Genomic DNA, 19,700 nt, shown 5'->3' on the forward strand with positions numbered 1-19,700 from the left:
CGCCGGCAAAGCCCACGATCCGCAAAGAGAGGTGACAGGGAGAACAAAACGAATCAGCCCGGCTTACGCGAGCCGCGGGCCACCAGACATCCGCTGGTTTTACACGCCGCCTCGTGGCGTCGACGCCCGCCTCACGAGCCCGCCGCCGCGAGGCGCATCGGAAACGTAATCTCGAACACCGTCCCCTCGCCTTCCTGCGAATCGAAACGGATTTCGCCTTCGAGCACCCGGCACAACTCCGTGACGATCGCGAGCCCCAAGCCCGCGCCGGGAATATCTTCGTGAGTGGCGCGCTCGAACTCCTTGAACACGCGCTCCCGGTCGGACTCGCCGATACCCGCGCCGGTATCCGATACGCGCAACCGCCAGCAATCGTTCTGCAGCGCGGTCATCGCCAGTTCGATGCGGCCCGCCCGCGTATATTTCGCCGCGTTGGTCAGCAGGTTCAGCGCCACCTGCTTGAGCTTCAGCCGGTTGGACACGACTTCGTCGAGCGCGCTGTCGAACGCCGTCTCAAGGCGCAGCCCTTTCGCTTCGATGGGGGCCTCGCACGAAATCACCAGTTCGTCGAACAGTTCGCGCAGCGCGAAACGCTCCAGCGTGAGCGGACTGCTGTCGCCGAGCACGACCGAGTATTCGACCAGTTCGTCGACCAGCGTCTTCATATCGGTGGCCTGGCGCCTCGCCAGCGCGAGCCCCGTCTCGACCTTGGACGGCGCGCGGCTGATCAGTTGCAGCGCCATCGAAAACACATTGAGGAAGTTGCGCAGATCGTGCACGACACTGCGCGTGATCTGCATCCGCGATTCGTAGAGTTCGGCCACCAGCCGTTGCTTGAGCGTCAGTTCATGATTGGCGCGTTCGAGACGTCCGGTGTAGTCGTCGATCTTGCGATCGCGTTCGGTGACGACCTCGCGGATCGACGTGAGCGTGACGAGCCCGGCGGCCTCGTCGATGAAATGCCGCGCCCGCTCCTCGTGGCGTCGCGTGAAATACGGCCGGGCTTCGCTGAATTCGACGATCGCGCCGCTCAGCGTCTGGCGAAACAGATCGAGTTCGCGCACCAGTTCGTCGATCCGGTAACCCTGCTTCCAGCGCAATTTGCCGTGCAGCCGCGCGTCGCGCTCCATCGCGCTCTCCAAGGAATCGAGGTCCTGCCGCTTCAGCGCTGCGCAAATTTCGTCGAGAATGTTCGGGATGTGATCGGCCAGTTGCTCGTAGGTGAGCCGGTCGGATTCGGTCAGTTCTGCGTCGTGAAAGACGGCCTTCATCCAGCGCTCGATCAAATCGACCTGCTGCGAACGCAACTGTGCTGCGAAAGCGCTCAGCGGAGAGACGTGCGAGTCCGTCATGTAGGAGACCTGACGCCGCAGCGCGGCGAAAAGAGTGTGCCGCTCCATACGCAACGCGACCGCATCGCTGCAAACCGCGCCGGGAGACCGATCGCGGACGCTTCACACGCCGCGCCTGCGCCTCCAGTATGCGCGATTTTGCTAGCCGGAAATTAACCAGGGGTTTGGGACGCGCGCGGCGCGCGCCGCTCAGAGCTTCTCGAACAGCACGTCCTGCGCGCCTTCCCACAGCACCTTGGTGCCGAGCTCGCGCAGCTTGTCGCGGCCTTCGACGATGGTCAGGAAATGGTTGCCCGCCAGCTGCCCCATCTTGCTCGCGAAGCAGCAGGAGCCGTACGCAAGAATGATCTCGGTCTCGCTGTAGCCGCCCGGGTAGAACAGAATGTCGCCGACCGACGGGTGGCTCGTGTGATTCTCGAAGCCGACCGCCACGCCGTCGTTTTCCAGTTTGAAGTCGCCGAGCGGCACCCAGCAGCCTTCGCCGCTCCAGCGCACATGGATGATCTTCTGGCGGTACGGCAAGAGCGTCAGGAAGGCGGCCACGGTGTGCGGCGCGTCGGGATGGGTTTCGGCAGTGAAGACATGGCCGCAGGAGGTGATTCGAAGTCGGGTCATCGCAAGATATCCAGTGTGTCGGGTGAATGGAAAGGTCGGTCAGACGCGCGCTGGGCCAAGGCCGTGCGGGCATCATTCTGTCGTCCGGCGCAAGGCTTCGAACAGATACAGTTGCTTTCGATGCGCTCAGGCCACTTGGAGCGCGGCCGGCCGCACTCCACGAGAGCGCCGCAAAGACCCGTGCGCTATAGCCATGCCAGGTCGTGCCGGATAGCCGCCACGAAAGTTCGTAGTTTGCAAGCCGCGCAATGCGCAGCACACTTCGCAAAGTGCGTGATGCCCATCAGAAGGCGGCATGGCGGCCCGGGCAACACCGCCGGACGATCGAAGCAGCACAAAGCAGTGCAAAGCGGCAAACCCTGCGAGCACGGCAAACGCGGCATGCATCCGGCCACTGCCGCCACTCCGATCGCCAATGGCGGCCTCAACAGCACTTGCGCGATCCACCGCGCGTCAGCCGCGCAGCCGGTAGGCGAGCGCCGTCACGCCACAGCCACGCTTGAACTGCACGGAGAAATGACTGGCACTTTCGAAACCAACCGCAATCGCAATGTGCAGCACGGTCTGATCGGTGGCGCGCAGCAGCCTCGCCGCTTCCTCCAGCCGCAAGCGCGTGACGAACCGATGCGGCGGCTCGCCAGTCTCGCGGCGAAACACCCGCGCAAAATGAAAACTGCTTAATCCGGCGTGCCCGGCCAGTTCGTCGATCGTCAGATCGGCGGCAAGGTTGGCGCGGATATAGTCGGTCACGCGGCGAATGCGGCGCGGCATCAGCTGTTTGGGCGGTGCAAGCAGCCGGCCGGACGCCTCGCGCCCGTGCGAATAATGCTGCAGCAGATGCGCGGCGAGCGCGTGCACCGGCGCATCGACGTACAAACGCGAATCGGCAGGATCGCCGGCCGCGCGATGCAACGCGCCGAGCATCGCGGCGATCAGCGGATCGTGAAACTGCATTGCGTCGCCGAGCGACAGTTCGCGCGTGCCGCCGAGTTCCATCTGCGCGGCGACGCTGTCGATCAGGCTGCGCTCGAGGTGCAAATGCACGGTCGACAGCGGCTCGTCGCTGATCGAAGGCCAGCGCCACGAGATCGGCGCGGGCGGCACGAACCACAGGTCGCCCACGCGCAGATCGGCGCTTTCCCAGCGCCCGTGCAGATTGCGTTCGAGATGTTCGGCGCCGCTCGCGAGCGTCATCAGCGTGAGGTCCTGCAAGCCGGGCGCCTCCAGCAGTTCCTGCTCGGCTGGTTCGAGATAAGAGCGCAGCACGAGGTGCCGCCACGCACGGTCCACGCTCGACACGAGCCGTTGGCCCGCCATGTAGCGGTCGTAGGCGAGCGTCGTTGTCAGCTTCGGAATTCGTGCCATCACGTCCATTCCCAGGCGATGCGTATGCAAGGAGAAAACCCGCCATACCCGCGTTGCCGGTTCGCGGTCAGCGCAAGATCGCGAAAATGATAGCAAGGAACCGGCTACCGTAATTTCCGGAAATAGCCAATCATTCAGGTTGTCGTCCTTCACGCGTTTCGAACGCCGGAGCTACCGTTTCATGGAACACGAATGCGATACGCTGCCGCATTGGCTGACCGGCTCGCCGCAAGGCGAAGCCGGGCACGCGTCGGCAGCATGCAACCCCGCGGGGTCCGCACAACCGGCCTACCCGGCCGGCACGCGGCAACCCGTGAAATCGGCCCACGCGGCCGAAGTATCGAGAGCATCGACCCGCACCGCAACCGGTGCCGCGCCCACTGGCTTTCTCACCCTCTTCACCGAGGAAGAGATCGGCACGCCGTTGCCCGTCGCGCGGCGCTCCGCGCCGGTCATCAGTCCGCTGGGGCGTTTCGGCAGTTGGAGGCGACCGGCCGCAAAAGCGGGATTCTCACGCGGATGCCGCTGCCCGAGCCGGAGTTGAGCGCGAGCCTGTGCTTCAGCTCGGAGATCGGCCACCCGCGCTGGATGACCGAATCGATCGTCGCCGAGAAGTTGATGTTCGCGCACACGATCCACGAGTTCATCTGGACGCACGCGAAAAGCGTGATCGGCATCGCGCCCGCGCCGCAGCAGCGCGTCGCGTTGAGCGAGTTGCAGCACGCGGTGCGGAAGGCGGTCGTGCAGGGTCAGCGGGACAAGGAAATCGCGTACTCCTCGGGCTGTCGCCGCATAACGTCGACTATCACCTGCGCCGTTTGCGGCAGTTGTTCAAGCTGCGCAATCGCGTGCAATTGATCAACGTCGCGCATGCGTATGTGTCGTAGTTGATGGACGACGTGACGGCGGGCGCCGTCACGTCGTGCGGGCTTGCTCTCGCGCAACAGTTCGACGACATCGCACGCGCTTCGCTCAATCAGACTCAGATCAACGGACAGGCGTCCGCCAGTTTCGCATGCCGCGTTCCGAAGCGCCGCCAATTCCGCGCGACGCACCACGCATCACACGCCCTCAGCTCTTGAGCCGGTAGCCGGTCCTGAAGATCCAGCCGACGATCAGCAGAAACACCGCGAGAAACAACGCGGTCATGCCGAGACTCAAGCCGACGTTCACGTCGGCGAGGCCGAAGAAACTCCAGCGAAAGCCGCTCACCAGATAGACGATCGGATTGAACAGCGTCACGACGCGCCAGAAGGGCGGCAGCATGTTGACCGAATAGAAACTGCCGCCGAGAAAGGTCAGCGGCGTGACAATCAGGAGCGGCACGAGTTGCAGCTTCTCGAAGTTATCCGCCCAGATGCCGATGATGAACCCGAGCAGGCTGAACGTCACCGCCGTCAGCAGCAGAAACAGCACCATCCAGAACGGGTGCTGGACCTGCAACGGCACGAACAGTCCGGCGGTCGCGAGAATGATGAGCCCGAGCAGGATCGACTTGGTGGCCGCCGCGCCCACATAGCTCACCACGATCTCCAGGTACGACACCGGCGCCGACAACAGCTCGTAGATCGTGCCGGTGAAGCGCGGAAAGTAAATCCCGAACGACGCGTTCGAGATGCTTTGCGATAGCAACGACAGCATGATCAACCCCGGCACGATGAACGCGCCATAACTGATGCCGTCCACTTCCTTGATGCGCGAGCCGATCGCCGAGCCGAACACGACGAAGTAAAGCGAAGTCGAAATCACCGGCGCGATGATGCTTTGCATCAGCGTGCGCCAGGTGCGCGCCATCTCGAACTTGTAGATCGCGCGCATGGCGTGGATATTCATTGGTCACCTCGGAGCAGACTGACGAAGATGTCTTCGAGCGAACTCTGCGTGGTATGCAGGTCCTTGAAGCGGATGCCGGCGTCGTCGAGCGCCTTGAGCAGCGCGATGATGTCGGTGCGGCCGCCGTCGCCTTCGTACGTGTAGATCAGCTCGTTGCCGTCCTTCGCGACGGCCAGCGCGTAGCCGGCCAGCGACGCCGGCACCTGCGTGAGCGGGCTGTCCAGTTGCAGCGTCAGCTGCTTCGTGCCGAGCTTGCGCATCAGCTCCGTCTTCTCTTCGACGAGCATGATCTCGCCGCCGCTGATCACGCCGATGCGGTCGGCCATCTCCTCGGCTTCGTCGATGTAGTGCGTGGTGAGGATGATCGTCACGCCGCTTTCGGCAAGCGAGCGCACCAGTTTCCACATGTCACGACGCAACTCGACGTCGACACCCGCGGTCGGCTCGTCGAGGAACAGCACGCGCGGTTCATGCGACAGCGCCTTGGCGATCAGCACGCGGCGCTTCATGCCGCCCGACAGTGTGATGATCTTGCTGTCGCGCTTTTCCCACAACGACAGGTCGCGCAACACCTTCTCGATGTAGGCCGGGTTTTTCGGCTTGCCGAACAGCCCGCGGCTGAACGACACGGTCGCCCAGACGGTTTCGAAGGAATCGGTGGTCAGCTCCTGCGGCACGAGGCCGATCAGCGAGCGCGCGCCGCGATAGTCGGCGGCGATGTCGCGGCCGTCCACGGTGACGCTGCCCGCGCTGGCATTGACGATGCCGCAGATGATGCTGATCAGGGTGGTCTTGCCCGCGCCGTTCGGGCCGAGCAAGGCGAAGATTTCTCCACGGTTGATAGCCAGGTTGATATTTTTGAGCGCATGAAAACCGCTGGCATAGGTTTTCGACAGGTTCGTGACCGAGACGATTGGCTGCATGGATTCGACGATGGCAGGCACCATTATCCGATTGGAGGGAGCGGCGCGAACGCGCGACCGCCCCCGCAATGTAATGGAAAGTGCGAAACCGTGCAGCGCGCAAGGCGCCGGCGCGGCGCGGACCGCCGAAAGCCGGGCGCAGCATCCGCACGGCGCGACGAATGGAGCGGCCTGCCGCCATTCGCTGCAATGCAAAATAGTTCGGTTTCCGTAGCAATGCGGCGATGAACGCGGACCCCGCGCGCACGCTGCGGTGACACGTCGGCGAGTGGCGTACGGACCTTGTCCGATGCGGGCGCTTTGAAGTCCCCACGCGCCCGGACTTGCTCGGCGCCAATTGCTGCGTGACCGGGCGTTCACCGAACAATTGGGCGAGACGCGTTCCGCCCGAGATTTTCGAGCCGTTACCGGGAACGCCCCATGCTCGATTTTCAGCAAGCTGCCCCGCGGTCCAAGGTCGGCCGGCACACGCGCCTTCAATGCATCAAGGCGCATGCCGTGAACCGCGCCCACGCCGACGAAGGCACACCGCTTGCGGCAGTTCGTTCATGCGGGCGACAAGCGCTTGCGTGACATCAATCCATTCTATGGAGGTGAACGATGAAATCCATGACCAGGACGATTTTGGCTTCGGCGCTCGTGATGGCATTGTCGGGCGGCGCATATGCACAGGCCGGCGGCGGCGCGGGCGGTGGTGGAGGCGGCGCTGGTGGCGCTGGCGCGGGGACCGGTAGCGGGATCGGCGCAGGTGGCGGCACGACTGGCGGCGCGGGCGGGACCGCCACACCCGGCGTCGGCCCTGGCTCGATGAAGAGCCCGACCGATTCGGGCTATGGTTCGCCGGGCGTGACCGGCACCGGCGGCGGCATGGGCACCGGCACGGGCGCGAGCCCCAACAGCCCGTCGATGAACCGTTCGAATAGCGGCATGAGTAACGGAATGAACAACGGCAGCCGTTCCGGCACGGGCAATGGCATGGACAACGGGTCGGGCGGAACGATGCAAAACGGCCAGTAATGCGGGGCTGACGCTGCGGCGAGGTAGATCGGCGACAGCCACCGCTGCTACGTCCGTCTCGTGTCCGGCGGCCGCGCTGATGCAAGCGCCGCCGCCCTTGTTTATTGCCGCGTGTGATTGCACGCCCAACCAGGAGCAGGGCAGACAGGTTGCAATTGCAACATCAACAGGCGGTTTGCAAGAACTGCCCGGTACGCTCATTTCCTTCACCCCGCCTTGATTCGCCTCAAGGCTCGGAAGGTTCGGTGCAAACGAAACTGCTCGCCTGATTCAGGTTGCCCTTGCCGCTATAGCGCGGAAACAGCGGGTAACGGCACAACGGCCGCGAGCGGCCATTGGTCGCCGCGGCGATGTCGGTTGCCGTCAAGGTTTCGGGCGCCGTGCCGCGCGTCACCCAGTTGTCGAGCGCGCCCAGCAGATCCACCGACGGAATGAATACGCCGCTGCCATGCTGAAAACCCGGCACCATGTAGAGCCGCATGAAACCGTCGACCTGCGCGGCGCCGAAGCGATCGATCAGCGCCTGGCGGTACGCGATCGTCTGGTTCGGGCTGATTACTTCGTCGGCCAGGCCTTGCAACGTAATGAGCTTGCCGCCGTGCGCGATGTAGCGCGACAGGTCGGGGTTCATCGCGCCGATCGTCTGCGATAACGCAATCAGCTGCGCGCGATATTTGCCCGGATGCTGCGGATCGAATCGCAGCGAATCGAAGTCCGCGTCCCGCGCGACGAAGTAGCGGATGTAGCCGTCACCTTGCGCGAACAGATAGCCGTTGGCGAAGAACGTCGGCACCGGCGAGCGCTCCCGTTGATGCGCGAGCCCGAGCAGTCCGGTCAGATGCGTGCCCTGAAAGACGTTGTAGCCGCGATAACCGCCAACGTCCCAGCCGAGACGGTACGGCAGCGACAGGCCGTCGCGCATCACGAGCAGCGTGGCGAGCTGCGCGTCGGTGAGGCATTGATCGTCGCGCAGAGTCGTGGCGCCCGCGCAGCGCAATGAATCGACGATCTCCGCTTCGTGAGCTCGGCACCCGGCGACATCGCTGACGATGCCATCCGCCGCGCCGTCGAGCCGGTCACACGCGGCGAGCGCGCGTTGATACACCCGCTCCAGCAACAGCGGCGGAACGAAGCCGCCGGGCGTCGCGTATTCCGCGCGGCCCAGCTTCACGCCGATCAAACGCACGCCGGAAAAATTGAGCGCGGGCGAATTGGCGATCACGCCGTCGTAGTCGTCGGGAAAGCGCTGCATCACGGTGTAGCCTTCGCGCCCGCCGGTCGAGCCGCCGGCAAAATACATGCGCTGCGGCGGCCTGCCATAAGCGCGCGCGATCAGCGCGACGGCCGCATCGTGAGTTTTCTTCAGGTGCGCGTAGCCGAAGTTGGTCACCGCTTCGTCGACGAGCCCGAACACCGCGAGCGACGAATCACCGACATGCCCCGAGTCGTCGCCGAACGTCGCATAACCCTGCGCAAGCGGCGCGCGGTCCGGCGAAAACGGCATCACGCCGGTGCCGCTCACCATCACGCCGTTATAGCCGCCGCCGCCGATCTGCAGCGCGCGGCCGTTCCAGCGGCGCGGCAGATTCAGATCGAAACGGATATCGGGCGTGCTCGCTTTGAGCGGCTTGATGCGGCCCGTGATGCGGCAATACTCGCCGCCTTGTTGGTTGCCGGGCGCGGTGGCCCGCACCATCGCCGCGCTTTCGATCTGCGCGCCGGCGCTCGGCAATGCGATCAGATCGGCAGGCAGCACCGCGCCCGCGAATTCGGCGCAGCGCGTCGCGAGCGGAGCATCCTGGAGCGGAGCATCCAGGGGCGCGGCCAGCGCGGGTTGCGCCGGGTGAGCCGCGAGCCACAAGAGCGCGCCGGCGGCCTTGGCGGCCGCGCGCGCATGACGCGTGAAACGCCTGCGGCGCCATCGCGCCGTCATCCGTAGCCCGCGCCATTAGCCGGCGCACCCGACTGCTGCCCCTTCCAGCCGTTCCAGCCGCGCGCGATCATGAGCACGGCGCCGATCGCGACCAGATCGCCGCCCAGCCCGATCAGCACGCCGCGAAAGCCATGAAACGTGTGCGGGGTGGCCGTGTCGACGATCAACGACACCAGCGTGCCCATGACAAAACACACGAGCCCGGTCCGGCCGACCGTCACCACGGCGGGCAGGCGCTGCGCGAGCCATGCGACGCACCCCCTCCGCGCGAACTGCGCGGCCAGCCAGGCAATCACGACGAAGTTGATCACTCGATCCACGGACAGATTCTGTTTAAGCGTACCGGGCAATGGTTGCGTCAGCACGAAGAGTTTGACGATGGCGAACGCCAGCACCGCGACCACCGCGGCCCACGTGAACCAGCGCGCGGTACGGCTTGCGTGGAAGCGTTCGCTGATTGGCTGCACGCGGCACAGAATGCCGAGCACGAACATCAGTTGCCATGCAAATGGATTAAAAGCCCAGTCGGCCATGTCGTCAATGCTGAATAACGCGGCCAGCGGCCGGGCCAGCGCCCAGATCGCCACGCTCAGTCCAAAGGCCATCAGCGACGAACGACGCGCGAGCGGCACGACGAGCGGCACGCCTAGTGCGAAGATCACGTACATGGGCAGCACGCTCGACAGATACGGTTGCCGCCGCAGCACCGCGATGTCGAACGCTTCGCGTAGCGGCTGAACCGAGAAAGGCGGCCAGCCGGTCAGTTCGACCATCGGCTGATTCAGATGCAGCAGCGCGAGCAGCGCGCCGGACACGAGCGTCAAGACTGCCGTCAACAGGTACGCACGATAGATTTCCCAGCAGCGCCTGAGGAAGCGCATCCGCGCCGCGTTTTCGCCGCGGCCCGCGAGCACCGCCGTATACGCCGCCGCCGATGCATAGCCGCCGAGGAACACGAACACTTCGGCTGCGTCGCACAACGCATAGGCGTGCAACATCAGATGCGATAACGCGCTGCCGGGAATGTGATCCAGCACGATGACGATCAGCACGACGCCGCGAAAGAAATCCACTTCGATCGAACGTCCCCGGCGAATTTCCATTCGTGTCCTCGCACAATGATGGCGCGCGACGCGCCGTGAGCCTCGGTCAATCGGCCGCTGTATTCGTAACAACACATCGTAGGAATATGAGGAGAATAGGTTGTTCCGGCCACCGCTGTGCACGCCGCCGATCGGCGCTGACAACCAGCCTCTAATTTCCGTTCACCTAACGGCGATCTGAAATTCGGCTGTCGGCGTGCGGTAATACTGGGTCATTGCGCGTTCGAATTACGGCAAGTTTTGCGACTTTCATATCCAGAGCGCGGGAACTATCGGCAAGACGCGACGAAAAAAATTCACTGAACGCGGCACGCGATTTTTTTCGCTTTTTTTCATCGTACGATGCTTGCATGCTTGCCCCCGAAGCTCGCGCGTTTCTCGCACGGTGCCCTCTTGCGGCGGCGGCCACACATGTGGACCGGACACGCGGCCGGCTGATCCGCGACCGGCCGGCTCGACGAGCGTCGTGACGACGCTTCCTGTCTCGCCGGACCCGATCTCACCGGCGCCGGCATTCCGGTCCTTCCATCACCCCTGAACGGCAGCGCCTCGCGCGCGGCCTTCATTCTGGAAGACAACCACATGCACAGCAGGATTGCCGGCTTCGACGGATTGCGCGCAATCGCAGTGCTAATGGTGTTTCTTCAGCACCGCCTGTTTGGCGACATCGGCGAGATCGGTCATCTCGGCGTGTGGATCTTCTTCGCGCTAAGCGGCTTTCTGATCATCGGCATTCTTTCGACGCAACGGGCGCGCATCGAAACCGGCGGCAGTGGATTCGGTGCCGAACTCAAACGCTTTCTGTTTCGCCGGACCTTGCGCATCTTTCCGATCTACTACCTGATGCTCACGGTGATGTGCGCGCTGATGGCATTCGGATTCGCGAGTCCTGAACTCGCGGGCGGCATGCCGTTTCATTTCGCTTATCTGTCGAATTTCTGGATCGGCGCGGTGCTGCGTTACTGGCCGGGGCGCTATTCGCATTTGTGGAGTCTCGCGATCGAAGAGCAGTTTTATCTGGTGGTCGCGCCGTTATTGCTGCTGCTTGCCGCGCGGCGGCACCGCGCGGTGTGCTGGGCGATCGTCGCGCTCGGACTGGTCTCTTTGCTGGCGATGCGCGCCGCGCATTGGGAAGAGATCACGATCTACACGCATCCGCTGAGCAACTTCTGGTTGCTGGCGTTGGGCGGCATCGGCGGCCTGATGATCGCGCGCGAACAGAGCCGCGTGCGCGCGTGGCTCGGACACGGCCTCACACTGTTCGCTCTGAGTCTCGGCCTGGTGGGCTTGTGCGCGACCGAGCCGACCTGGAGCACGCTCGGCAATCCGCTGCTGTTCACCGCGGTTAGCGCTTTATACGGCCTCTGCATCGCGGCGCTCGTGTGTGCGATTGCCTGCTGCCGCAACGCCGTCGTGATCGGTCTGCTCGAAACCGGCTGGCTGGTGAGCTTCGGCCGCATCAGCTACGGCTTTTATCTCTATCACAATCTGATCCCCGACCTCACTCGCAACCATCACGCAAAGGCGCTCTTCGGCGGCACGGTGCCGATCTGGGCGCATGCGGCGGGCATCGCGGCGTCGTTTGCGATCTCGCTCGCGATCGCGGTTCTGTCCTGGCGGCTGATCGAAGAGCCGATTCTCCGGCTCAAGACACGGCGCCGGCCGGCGCATGCAGCGCCGGCTGTTTCAGCGCCAACGGCGACCACGGCGGCGCCTCGCAACGAGCGCACGTTGCGCGAAGACAGCACGGCTTCCGACGCGGTCTGATCCGCGCCGGGACTTCGGGCGCGTCAATCGCGCCCTTACCGTGGTACGCGCATTGCTGCTCTCCTCGTTAAGCCCATCAACTGGAGAGCGTTATGGCAAACATGACGAATCCCCCGAATGAACCCGAACGTCACGCCGACGAAGACCCCGGCAGCCAGCCCACCGAGGTCTCCAAGCCCATCGGCGATGCAATTCCCACGCCGGTCGAGCCGGGCCTCGATCAGCCCTTGCCGCACAAAGGGGAAACGCTCCCGCCCGCCGACGACGCAGACGACGCCAAACACGATCCGTTAGGCGAAACCGACCCGCCTCCCGGTGTTCCGCCACCGGGGCAGTCCGACTTCGCCTAACGGCACGGGCCTGCGCTAGCTCCTCAGTGGTCCCGATCCCGCTGCTGCTGCCCGACGATTTTCCGGCCGTCGAAGCTGACGTCCACGGCCTCCTGACACGGCGCCTGACAGATCGTGCCGTCCACGGCCTGCGAGGCCGGGTAGATGAATGGTCATCGTGATTAGCCACTCAATCCAAAATATTTCGGCCGCCTAACTGAATCGAGCGCGCCATTCAGTGCGATTAAACGGAGTTGGCTGTGCGCAACCAGCACTGTTGGGCCAAGCCAACGGTCGCGTGGGCGATGCTCGTCCATACGAGGCGCCCTGAGAGCTGCGGCGTGGTGCGGTCGGCGATACGAGCGGCGCAGGAATGCCTCGCCGCGGACCGACATTGGAAGATGGCGAATAGTGGATGGTCCACCAGGCACTGATTGACGGCTTGGGGTTGGCGGATGCGGGCAGAGAAGCCGCACTGAATTCCGCACAGTGGCTGACTTCGTGAGTCAGCGGCGCGTCAAGTGGCGCTGGGTGAATCAGTATAGGCCGCGCATCCGGACATATGCGACAAAAGCGCAGCAGATTCTAACGACGCCAACACCTCGTTGTAACCGCATTGTCGGCGTCATGGGCGCGCAGCCATCAAGGCCGCACGCCCGGCAAAGCCAGCCTCAAGCCGCAGCCGGCTCGTGAACGATCGTGAGCGTGCTCTTGTGTTCGCGGATCAAGCGATAAACCGTTTCGCCGGGTACGGTCTCGTGCTCCAGCAATTCGTCGGCGATTGCGCGCAGCACCGGCTCGTAGTCTTGCAGAAGGCCATAGCACAGTTCGTTCAATTCCTTGAGCAGCACGTTGGCATGTTCGATCGCGCTCTTCATTTGCAGGCCCGCGTACTGCGACGGCAGCGCCGCGAGACTGAACAGATTGCCATCGCTGTTGAAGCCGAACTTCGACACCATGTCGAGACTGATCCGCGAGGCTTCCTGCAAATCCGACGCGGCGCCGCTCGATGCTTCGGAGAACGTCAGAATTTCGGCGTTGCGGCCGCCGAGCAGAACCTGGATCTCGTTGCGGATCTCGGTCTCGCGATACAGATGCTTGTCCTGCGCCTTGGTGATGAGCGCGACACCCAGCGCGCCGCCGCGCGGCAGGATCGTGACTTCTTCCAGCACGCCGGTGCCGAGCAGCGCGGCGACCAGCCCGTGCCCTGCTTCATGCACCGCGATGCGCGTGCGCTCGTCTTCGCTGAGCGCGCGCTCCGCGCCGCTCACGTCGCCGATGCGCGCGATCTTGATCGCTTCCATGAAGTGCCTGGCGGCGATTTCCGTGTCACCGGCCTTGCGCGCGACGAGCCCCGCCTGATTTACGACCATCGCCACTGTAGCCGGCGACAAGCCCGTGGTAAGACGCGCAAGCTGGTCATAGTCGATGTCCGCGGACTTCGACTTCAGCTTCTCTGCGTAGAAGCGGAAAATCTTCGCGCGGTCTTCCCGATCAGGCAAACGGACCTGCACGGTGCGATCGAATCGGCCGGGCCGGCGCAGCGCTTCGTCGAGATTGTCAGGGTGATTCGTCGCGGCCACGATGATGACCCCTTCGTTCGAAGCAAAGCCGTCCATCTCCGCCAGCAACTGATTGATGATGCGATTGCTCTCGGCTTCGACCGGACCGCCGCCCGTGTCGGTGCGTTTCGCGAGCCCGTCGGCTTCATCGATGAAGATCACCGCAGGCGCGTTCTTGCGCGCCAGTTCGAACAGATGCTTGACCTTCTGTATGCCGACGCCGTAATACTTCGCGCTGAAATAGCTGCCAGTGATCGAGATGAAGCTCGCGCCGCATTCGCCGGCCAGCGCCTGCGCGAGCCGGGTCTTGCCGACGCCCGGGCCGCCCACCATCAGAATGCCGCACGGCGCGCGCACGCCCATCGACGTGAACTGCTGCGGATCGGACAGGTAGCCGCGAATGTCCGCAAGCGCGGCCTTCGCTTCGCCCGCGCCGATCACGTCGTCGAAACGCAGCGCGGGCGTTTCGGTGAGCAACTTCGCGCCGCCTTTCATTTCGCGCCGCATGAACCACACCATCCCGCCGATCAGCAATAGCGGCAGCAGCACGCTAATGGCGTCGCGCAAGCGGTCGAGGGCCTGGTTCCAGCGCTCGCCGCCGGCCTGGATGTCCGCATCGGGCAGCCACACGAGTTGATACGGCGCGGCCTGGTCGGCCTTGGGCTCGCCGAGCAGCAGCGCATGCGAGAAAGTCGCGTTGTGGTCGGTGACGAAGTACTTCGCGCCGTTGCGGGTCGACACCAGAATGGCGCTGGGGCTTACGCCGATCGCGACCACGTTGGCGTCGTGAATATCGCGCAGCATCTGCGATGCGTCTTTCTCCTCGTGCGTCCATGCCGACGTGTCGTGGCGCATCTGGCTCGCGATGCCGGTCAGCGCCGGCGCGCTCTGCGCGGCGCGCTGCTGGGAATGCCAGAAGCCCACGCCGAGTAGCGCCGCGATGCACACGGCAAGCACCGCGAAGACGATCTTGCGAGTGCGTTTCTTTTCAAGCGAATGATTTCCCGGCTTCATGAGTCACTTCCAAAAACGGGCTCAAAGCAAGCCCCGATACTGGTAAAAGTCAGAGAGGATGAGTTTGGCGAGGAAAATCGCTGATGCGAAACACCACGCGTGCAGGGAAGAAAGGACGACCAGAAAGAACAACCTGAAATAGGTCCCTTTTGCTGCGCTCACCTCCGCCAGTATGTGGCGTGAGCGCGTCTTCCAAAGCGCGGAAAAGGCCTGTTTGTACCGTCTTTCCGGGTAGTTTGCGCTGCCGGAATCGAGGGAACGGACGCTGGCGTAAAAGACCTTGCCGCACTGCTCAGGCGCACAGTTTATCAGCGCTAAATTAACCGCGTGTTTCGGAAACGCAGTATTTAATCGAACCCCGTTTAAATGCGGTCATAATTACCGTGAAAATGGCCTTATTAAATGGCTACCCACCATTCATATGAAATAGGCTGGGTAATCCGGGCTATTTTTGTCGCTGTCAGAAGGCCGCCTTGTACACAAAGCAAAGCAGACGCAAGGCGCGCCGATTATCGTGAGTGTGGGAAGATCATCGAGCGCCGCTGATGGGCAAAACAGCCGGCGAAACGGCATGGAATCACGCCGCAAGTGTTCTTTCCGGTGATGGGCAGATGAGCGACGGACCTCTGCGGGCCCGTTCGCGTCACCGTCACTTTCTCTCAGGTCCTGCTATTTTATTAGCGATGCCTGCCGGCATCACTGTGGTTCTCCCCTGCTTGCTACCCCGGCCCTCGCGTTCCGTTTTCCTACTGGCTCAGGCGGCGGTGCGCCGCTTGAGCCCCAGTTGCGCCTGCACCGCCAGCCTTCCCTGCAGCCTCACGATGCGCTCACGCTGACTCGCAATCAGTTCATGGGTCTCTTCGAGCGCGCGCAGGCGCTTTTCCCAATACTCATGGTCGAACGCATGCGGCACGCCGGCCGCGCCTCCGCGCGCCACGTACTCGACCATGTTCTCGAGATGCTCCAACTGGCTGTCCACCATACTGGCCGGACGCCGCCCACCGCCTTGCGCGGTCGGTTGCTTGATCGTGCCGCTCATCTTTCCCACCCCGTGAATGACCTGCCGGCAAAGCGGTTACCTCGCACCCTCGCGCCACGCATCGCGCCCGGCGCTCATTGACGCGCAGTTACGAATCCGGCAGCCACGGCCAACTCCTGCACGGCGGCGTCAGCGAAAACGATCTGCAATCTAATCCGCTGACGATATCGCATCTTTTTTGTTAGGCTTTACCATGCGTCTCAATACTGGGCGACGACGCGTGAAATGCCCACTTTTCTGGTTCGCTTGCGGTTCGTTTACCGATCCGCTTGCCGCCGACCCTGCCACCGTAACCGCACCGAGCTGCCAGCCGCGACCGACACATGACCCAGCGCTCACTGCCGGCACACCTGGCCGCGGCCGCCGCCGCCGATTCGCGTTCCGCCATTTCGACCAGCCGGTTCAGCACGCGCGGCCTCGCGGCGGACCAGCAGTTCCTCGCGTGGCGCCAGCGGGTGGGCCATGTGGTCGACGCGCCGCCGTCGAAGGAGCAACTGGCCGGCGGCTTCGCCGGTGAAATCGATTTATATGCGGTCGGCGGCATGATGTTCACCGACTGCAGCACCGATTCGATGCGGCTGGAACGCTCGGTGGCCCGCGTATCCACCGACACGCGGCGCGACTACGTGTTTCAACTCTTCCTGGAAGGCGAAGTCGGCCACGTGAGCGGCATGCGCAAAAAGCGCAGCGAAGCGGGCTCGGTGCAAGGCATTGTCGCGTTCGATCTGAACCAGCCGTTCCGCGCGGAACGGCCCAAATGCCGGCTGCTCAGCCTGTTCGTGCCGGCTGGCTTCGTCGACGAAGGTTTGCGCGACGGCGCCGGCCTTCACGGCCGCATCGTGCAGAAGCAGTCGCCGCTGGCCGGCGTCGTGCTGGATCATCTCGCGGCGGTCGCGCGCGAAATTCCGTCGCTCGATCCGGCCAGCGCGATCGACGCGCTGCACGCGGGCGCCCAGTTGCTGCTCGCCACGTTTCGCAAGGCGGCGCGCCTGAATGGCGCGGACCGCGCGGCGCTGCAGGCCGCATTGATGGGACAGGTGCGCCGCTATGTCGAGGCCAACCTGCATCACGGCGACCTCACGCCGACCAGCGTCGTTCAGGCGCTGCAACTGAAGCGCGCGACCATCTACCGCTGGTTCGAGCACGAGGGCGGCCTCGGCGCCTATATTCGCAACCGGCGGTTGCGGCAAGCGGCGGACGAATTGGTCCGGTTTCCGCATCGGCAGGTCGGGGAAATCGCGTATGGGCTCGGTTTCAAAAGCCCTTCCGATTTCACCCGCGCGTTTCGCCGCGCATTCGACATGAGCCCGCAGGACATGCGCGCCCGCGCATTCGAGCTGCGGCTTCGCAACGCGCCATAGCGTTCAGCCGGGCGCCCGCGCCGCACGAGCGGCGCAGGCGAGCGCCGCGGTTCGTTCAGGAAACGCCTTCAGCGCGACTAGCGTCAGCACGGTCGCGCCCATCAGATACCAGGCCGGCACCATCGGATCGCCGGTCCGGTCGATCAGCCACGTCACGATGAACGGCGAAAAGCCGCCGAACAGCACCACGCCGAAGCTGTAGATCACCGACAGCGCGGCGGCGCGCCGCTGCTCGGGAAAGGCTTCCATCATCAGCACAGAGCTGGCGCCGGCGTTGTTCAGGGCCAGCGCCACGTACGCCGTGATGATGACCAGCGCGGCGAGATCGCTCGCGCCGTGGGTCAGCGCGCGGAAAGCCAGCCACGTCACGCTCAGCGGCGCCAGCAGCGACGCGTACTGCAAAGTCTTGCGGCTCGCGAGCCGGTCGGCCGCGCGCGCGATCAGCGGCGTAGTCACGAGGATCGCGAGGCCCGACAGGCAGGCCGTCAACAAGCTGACCGCCGGCGGCCGATGCAGCGTCCGGACCAGATAGGCCGGCATGTAGAACACGGTGACATAGATACTCACCGAAGGCGCGGCCATCATCAGAATGCCGCAGACAAGCGGACGTGTGTGCTCCGCGAACATCCGCCGCGGACTGAGCCGCACCCGCTGCCGCGGCGCGGCGGCCGGCATGCGGCGTCGCAGATACCAGCCGACCGGACCGATCAGGCCGCCCAGCACGAACGGAATGCGCCATCCCCACTCGTGCATCGCGGCGGACGGCAGCAGCGCCGTGGTGCCCGCGCCGACCAGCGCGGCGGCGAACGCGGCCGCGCCCTGGCTCGCGCCGCGCCAGCTCACCATGAAGCAGCGCTGCCCGCAGCCGGCCGACTCCATCAGCGAGGCCGAGGCCGGGCCGATCTCGCCGCCTGCGGCGAGCCCCTGCATCAGCCGCGCGAGCACCATCAGCACGGTCGCGGCGGGACCGATCGACGCATAGCCCGGCAAGCACGCGATCAGCCACGTGCCGAGCGTCATCAGCGCGAGCGATACGGTGAGGCCCGCCTTGCGCCCGCGACTGTCGGCAATGTGGCCGATCATCAGCGCGCCGAGCGGGCGCATCGCGAAGCCCGCGCCGAAGGTGGCGAGCGACAGCAACAGCGACGCCGCCGGATTGTCCGACGGAAAAAACAGCTTGCCGATGATGACGGCCGAGAAGCTATAGACGGTGAAATCGTAGGCAACGAAGCCGTTGCCGATCACGATGGCGGTAATGATCCGCCGAAGTTCGGCGCGCGATGGCTGGGCGCGGATGCCGGCAGCAGTGTGCATGAGTGGTGGTCGACGGACGTGTCGCGAGAGTCGGGGAAGCGGCTGTGGGAATGGTGAAGCTCAGTTCTTTAACGGCCCGCGAGCGCGCATCTTGATGCCGCGGACTCATGAACTCACGCAGTCAGTTTTTCATGGCGCGTCGATCTCGGCGCGCTGTGCCGCCGCGCGCGGACCTGTGGCACGACGTGTCACGCCGCACGCGGGCGCCCCTTGCGCTTCGGCTCGACTGGCTGCACCACGGCGGCCACCGGCGCCACGCGCAGGCTGCGTTTGAAATACGGCGAACTCAGCGTGGCCGCGCCCATGTCCGTCGCGGCTTCGAGCAGCGCGGGCGCCAGTTCTTTCAGACGCGCGTCCGGCAAACGGCTGGTCGGCCCCGCCAGACTGACGATGCCGACCACCAGCCCCGTCACCGGGTGGCGGATCACCGCCGCCATCGAAGTCATGCCCGCCTCGTAGGTTTCGCTCGCAATGCCATAGCCGCGCTTGCGCGCGCCGTTCAGGTCCTGCAGGAACTGCTGGATCGTCTTCGGCGCCTTCGGCCCGTGCGTGCCCGCCTTGCCGATGCCGCCCTGGCGCGACACGAGTTCGAGCGCTTCCTCGTCGCTCATCGTCGCTAGCCAGGCCTGGCCGCTCGCCGTGCAATGCAGCGGCGGCTGGCTGCCCATGTCCGGGTCGTAGCGCAAACCGGATTTGGCGCCCTGCGCCTTGCCGACGAAGGTGATGTGATCGTCCTCGACCACGCCCAGCCGCGCCAGCTCGCCCGAGGCGGCTGCGAGCCGGTCGAGCACCGGCTGCGAGATGTCGAGCACGCCGCCGGTGGACAGCCACATCAGCGCGAGCGATACCAGTTTGAGCGCCAGCACGTATTCGCCGTGTTCGTCCTGGCGTACATAGCCTTCTTCGCTCAATTCCGCGAGCAGCCGGTGCGTGCCGCTACGCGGAATGTTCAGGGTGTCGGCGATCGCGGCCAGTTGCATGCTGCCGCCCTGGCGCGCCAGCAATTCGATGATGGCCAGCGCCCGCGCCAGATTCCCCGCCATGATGTTGCACTCTCAGTTCGATTTCGATCCCGAATGAGAACACGATTCCACATCGGAACTCAAGCACTAACAGCGGGCTTGCGGGAAAGTCGGCCGGCGCCGGCGGCCGTGGTCGGCGGCCCGGGCCGAC

15 protein-coding genes and 1 pseudogene are annotated in these 19,700 nt (G+C 64.5%); 5 read left to right on the forward strand and 11 right to left on the reverse strand.

Annotation, left to right across the window (positions count from 1 at the left end; translation table 11 throughout):
* Positions 1 to 131 precede the first annotated feature (131 nt).
* The 3 genes from PQR02_RS18110 to PQR02_RS18120 all read right to left on the reverse strand — a co-directional run bounded on the left by PQR02_RS18110 (position 132) and on the right by PQR02_RS18120 (position 3,341).
* Positions 132 to 1,352, reverse strand: a complete 1,221-nt coding sequence (locus tag PQR02_RS18110; RefSeq protein WP_408233586.1) for a sensor histidine kinase — start codon at positions 1,350 to 1,352, stop codon at positions 132 to 134.
* Positions 1,353 to 1,541: 189 nt separating this feature from the next.
* Entirely contained in the window at positions 1,542 to 1,967 is a 426-nt protein-coding gene (locus PQR02_RS18115) for a DUF3830 family protein (RefSeq protein WP_408233589.1), read from the reverse strand.
* A gap of 453 nt (positions 1,968 to 2,420) precedes the next feature.
* Complete coding sequence (locus tag PQR02_RS18120; RefSeq protein ID WP_408233681.1) at positions 2,421 to 3,341, reverse strand: helix-turn-helix domain-containing protein; 921 nt, start codon at positions 3,339 to 3,341, stop codon at positions 2,421 to 2,423.
* A 172-nt stretch (positions 3,342 to 3,513) separates the two neighbouring features.
* Here PQR02_RS18120 and PQR02_RS18125 point away from each other — a divergent pair.
* Positions 3,514 to 4,219 (forward strand): annotated as a pseudogene (locus PQR02_RS18125) (helix-turn-helix transcriptional regulator).
* A gap of 184 nt (positions 4,220 to 4,403) precedes the next feature.
* On the opposite strand, the gene PQR02_RS18130 reads toward PQR02_RS18125, so the two are convergent.
* Positions 4,404 to 5,165 carry an ABC transporter permease gene (locus PQR02_RS18130; RefSeq protein WP_149672637.1) on the reverse strand — a complete coding sequence of 254 codons (762 nt, stop codon included), beginning with the start codon at positions 5,163 to 5,165 and terminating at the stop codon, positions 4,404 to 4,406.
* Positions 5,162 to 6,088, reverse strand: a complete 927-nt coding sequence (locus PQR02_RS18135; protein ID WP_408233593.1) for an ABC transporter ATP-binding protein — start codon at positions 6,086 to 6,088, stop codon at positions 5,162 to 5,164. The genes PQR02_RS18130 and PQR02_RS18135 overlap by 4 nt, the downstream gene beginning before the upstream one ends.
* A gap of 600 nt (positions 6,089 to 6,688) precedes the next feature.
* Here PQR02_RS18135 and PQR02_RS18140 point away from each other — a divergent pair.
* On the forward strand, positions 6,689 to 7,105 hold the full coding sequence (locus PQR02_RS18140; protein ID WP_408233596.1) for a hypothetical protein: 417 nt from the start codon (positions 6,689 to 6,691) through the stop codon (positions 7,103 to 7,105).
* Between the two features lie 226 nt (positions 7,106 to 7,331).
* Here the strand turns inward: PQR02_RS18140 and PQR02_RS18145 are convergent, their stop codons facing one another.
* On the reverse strand, positions 7,332 to 9,038 hold the full coding sequence (locus PQR02_RS18145) for a tannase/feruloyl esterase family alpha/beta hydrolase (protein ID WP_408233599.1): 1,707 nt from the start codon (positions 9,036 to 9,038) through the stop codon (positions 7,332 to 7,334).
* Positions 9,035 to 10,141 (reverse strand): OpgC domain-containing protein, encoded by a 1,107-nt coding sequence (locus PQR02_RS18150; protein ID WP_408233602.1) that lies wholly within the window; start codon positions 10,139 to 10,141, stop codon positions 9,035 to 9,037. Before PQR02_RS18150 ends, PQR02_RS18145 begins: the two co-directional genes overlap by 4 nt.
* A gap of 582 nt (positions 10,142 to 10,723) precedes the next feature.
* Between PQR02_RS18150 and PQR02_RS18155 the strand changes: the two genes are divergently transcribed.
* The gene (locus PQR02_RS18155; RefSeq protein WP_408233605.1) at positions 10,724 to 11,908 is read left to right on the forward strand and encodes an acyltransferase family protein; all 1,185 of its coding nucleotides are present in this window, start codon (positions 10,724 to 10,726) and stop codon (positions 11,906 to 11,908) included.
* Positions 11,909 to 12,000: 92 nt separating this feature from the next.
* A complete protein-coding gene (locus PQR02_RS18160) occupies positions 12,001 to 12,258 on the forward strand; it encodes a hypothetical protein (RefSeq protein WP_408233608.1) in 258 nt (85 codons plus the stop codon).
* A gap of 650 nt (positions 12,259 to 12,908) precedes the next feature.
* Here the strand turns inward: PQR02_RS18160 and PQR02_RS18165 are convergent.
* Both PQR02_RS18165 and PQR02_RS18170 read right to left on the reverse strand, forming a co-directional pair.
* Entirely contained in the window at positions 12,909 to 14,813 is a 1,905-nt protein-coding gene (locus PQR02_RS18165; protein WP_408233611.1) for an ATP-dependent metallopeptidase FtsH/Yme1/Tma family protein, read from the reverse strand.
* A 754-nt stretch (positions 14,814 to 15,567) separates the two neighbouring features.
* On the reverse strand, positions 15,568 to 15,852 hold the full coding sequence (locus PQR02_RS18170) for a hypothetical protein (RefSeq protein WP_408233614.1): 285 nt from the start codon (positions 15,850 to 15,852) through the stop codon (positions 15,568 to 15,570).
* Between the two features lie 323 nt (positions 15,853 to 16,175).
* Between PQR02_RS18170 and PQR02_RS18175 the strand changes: the two genes are divergently transcribed.
* A complete protein-coding gene (locus tag PQR02_RS18175) occupies positions 16,176 to 17,213 on the forward strand; it encodes an AraC family transcriptional regulator (RefSeq protein WP_408233617.1) in 1,038 nt (345 codons plus the stop codon).
* Between the two features lie 3 nt (positions 17,214 to 17,216).
* Here PQR02_RS18175 and PQR02_RS18180 read toward each other — a convergent pair whose 3' ends face one another.
* Together PQR02_RS18180 and PQR02_RS18185 are read right to left on the reverse strand one after the other, a co-directional pair.
* On the reverse strand, positions 17,217 to 18,527 hold the full coding sequence (locus PQR02_RS18180) for an MFS transporter (RefSeq protein WP_408233620.1): 1,311 nt from the start codon (positions 18,525 to 18,527) through the stop codon (positions 17,217 to 17,219).
* A 188-nt stretch (positions 18,528 to 18,715) separates the two neighbouring features.
* Positions 18,716 to 19,570: an IclR family transcriptional regulator gene (locus PQR02_RS18185; RefSeq protein ID WP_408233623.1), complete on the reverse strand. Its 855-nt coding sequence runs from the start codon at positions 19,568 to 19,570 to the stop codon at positions 18,716 to 18,718.
* Between the last annotated feature and the right edge of the window lie 130 nt (positions 19,571 to 19,700).

The sequence above is a fragment of the Paraburkholderia sediminicola genome, from assembly GCF_046026895.1.
Taxonomy (GTDB): domain Bacteria; phylum Pseudomonadota; class Gammaproteobacteria; order Burkholderiales; family Burkholderiaceae; genus Paraburkholderia; species Paraburkholderia sediminicola_C.

What these genes read in the sequence shown, in the direction of transcription:
- PQR02_RS18150 (WP_408233602.1), bottom strand. Translation starts at nt 10,141, where the DNA reads ATGGAAATTCGCCGGGGACGTTCGATCGAAGTGGATTTCTTTCGCGGC.
- PQR02_RS18155 (WP_408233605.1), top strand. Translation starts at nt 10,724, where the DNA reads ATGCACAGCAGGATTGCCGGCTTCGACGGATTGCGCGCAATCGCAGTG.
- PQR02_RS18135 (WP_408233593.1), bottom strand. Translation starts at nt 6,088, where the DNA reads ATGCAGCCAATCGTCTCGGTCACGAACCTGTCGAAAACCTATGCCAGC.
- PQR02_RS18160 (WP_408233608.1), top strand. Translation starts at nt 12,001, where the DNA reads ATGGCAAACATGACGAATCCCCCGAATGAACCCGAACGTCACGCCGAC.
- PQR02_RS18145 (WP_408233599.1), bottom strand. Translation starts at nt 9,038, where the DNA reads ATGACGGCGCGATGGCGCCGCAGGCGTTTCACGCGTCATGCGCGCGCG.
- PQR02_RS18180 (WP_408233620.1), bottom strand. Translation starts at nt 18,527, where the DNA reads ATGCACACTGCTGCCGGCATCCGCGCCCAGCCATCGCGCGCCGAACTT.
- PQR02_RS18185 (WP_408233623.1), bottom strand. Translation starts at nt 19,570, where the DNA reads ATGGCGGGGAATCTGGCGCGGGCGCTGGCCATCATCGAATTGCTGGCG.
- PQR02_RS18115 (WP_408233589.1), bottom strand. Translation starts at nt 1,967, where the DNA reads ATGACCCGACTTCGAATCACCTCCTGCGGCCATGTCTTCACTGCCGAA.
- PQR02_RS18170 (WP_408233614.1), bottom strand. Translation starts at nt 15,852, where the DNA reads ATGAGCGGCACGATCAAGCAACCGACCGCGCAAGGCGGTGGGCGGCGT.
- PQR02_RS18120 (WP_408233681.1), bottom strand. Translation starts at nt 3,341, where the DNA reads ATGGACGTGATGGCACGAATTCCGAAGCTGACAACGACGCTCGCCTAC.
- PQR02_RS18175 (WP_408233617.1), top strand. Translation starts at nt 16,176, where the DNA reads ATGACCCAGCGCTCACTGCCGGCACACCTGGCCGCGGCCGCCGCCGCC.
- PQR02_RS18110 (WP_408233586.1), bottom strand. Translation starts at nt 1,352, where the DNA reads ATGACGGACTCGCACGTCTCTCCGCTGAGCGCTTTCGCAGCACAGTTG.
- PQR02_RS18130 (WP_149672637.1), bottom strand. Translation starts at nt 5,165, where the DNA reads ATGAATATCCACGCCATGCGCGCGATCTACAAGTTCGAGATGGCGCGC.
- PQR02_RS18140 (WP_408233596.1), top strand. Translation starts at nt 6,689, where the DNA reads ATGAAATCCATGACCAGGACGATTTTGGCTTCGGCGCTCGTGATGGCA.
- PQR02_RS18165 (WP_408233611.1), bottom strand. Translation starts at nt 14,813, where the DNA reads ATGAAGCCGGGAAATCATTCGCTTGAAAAGAAACGCACTCGCAAGATC.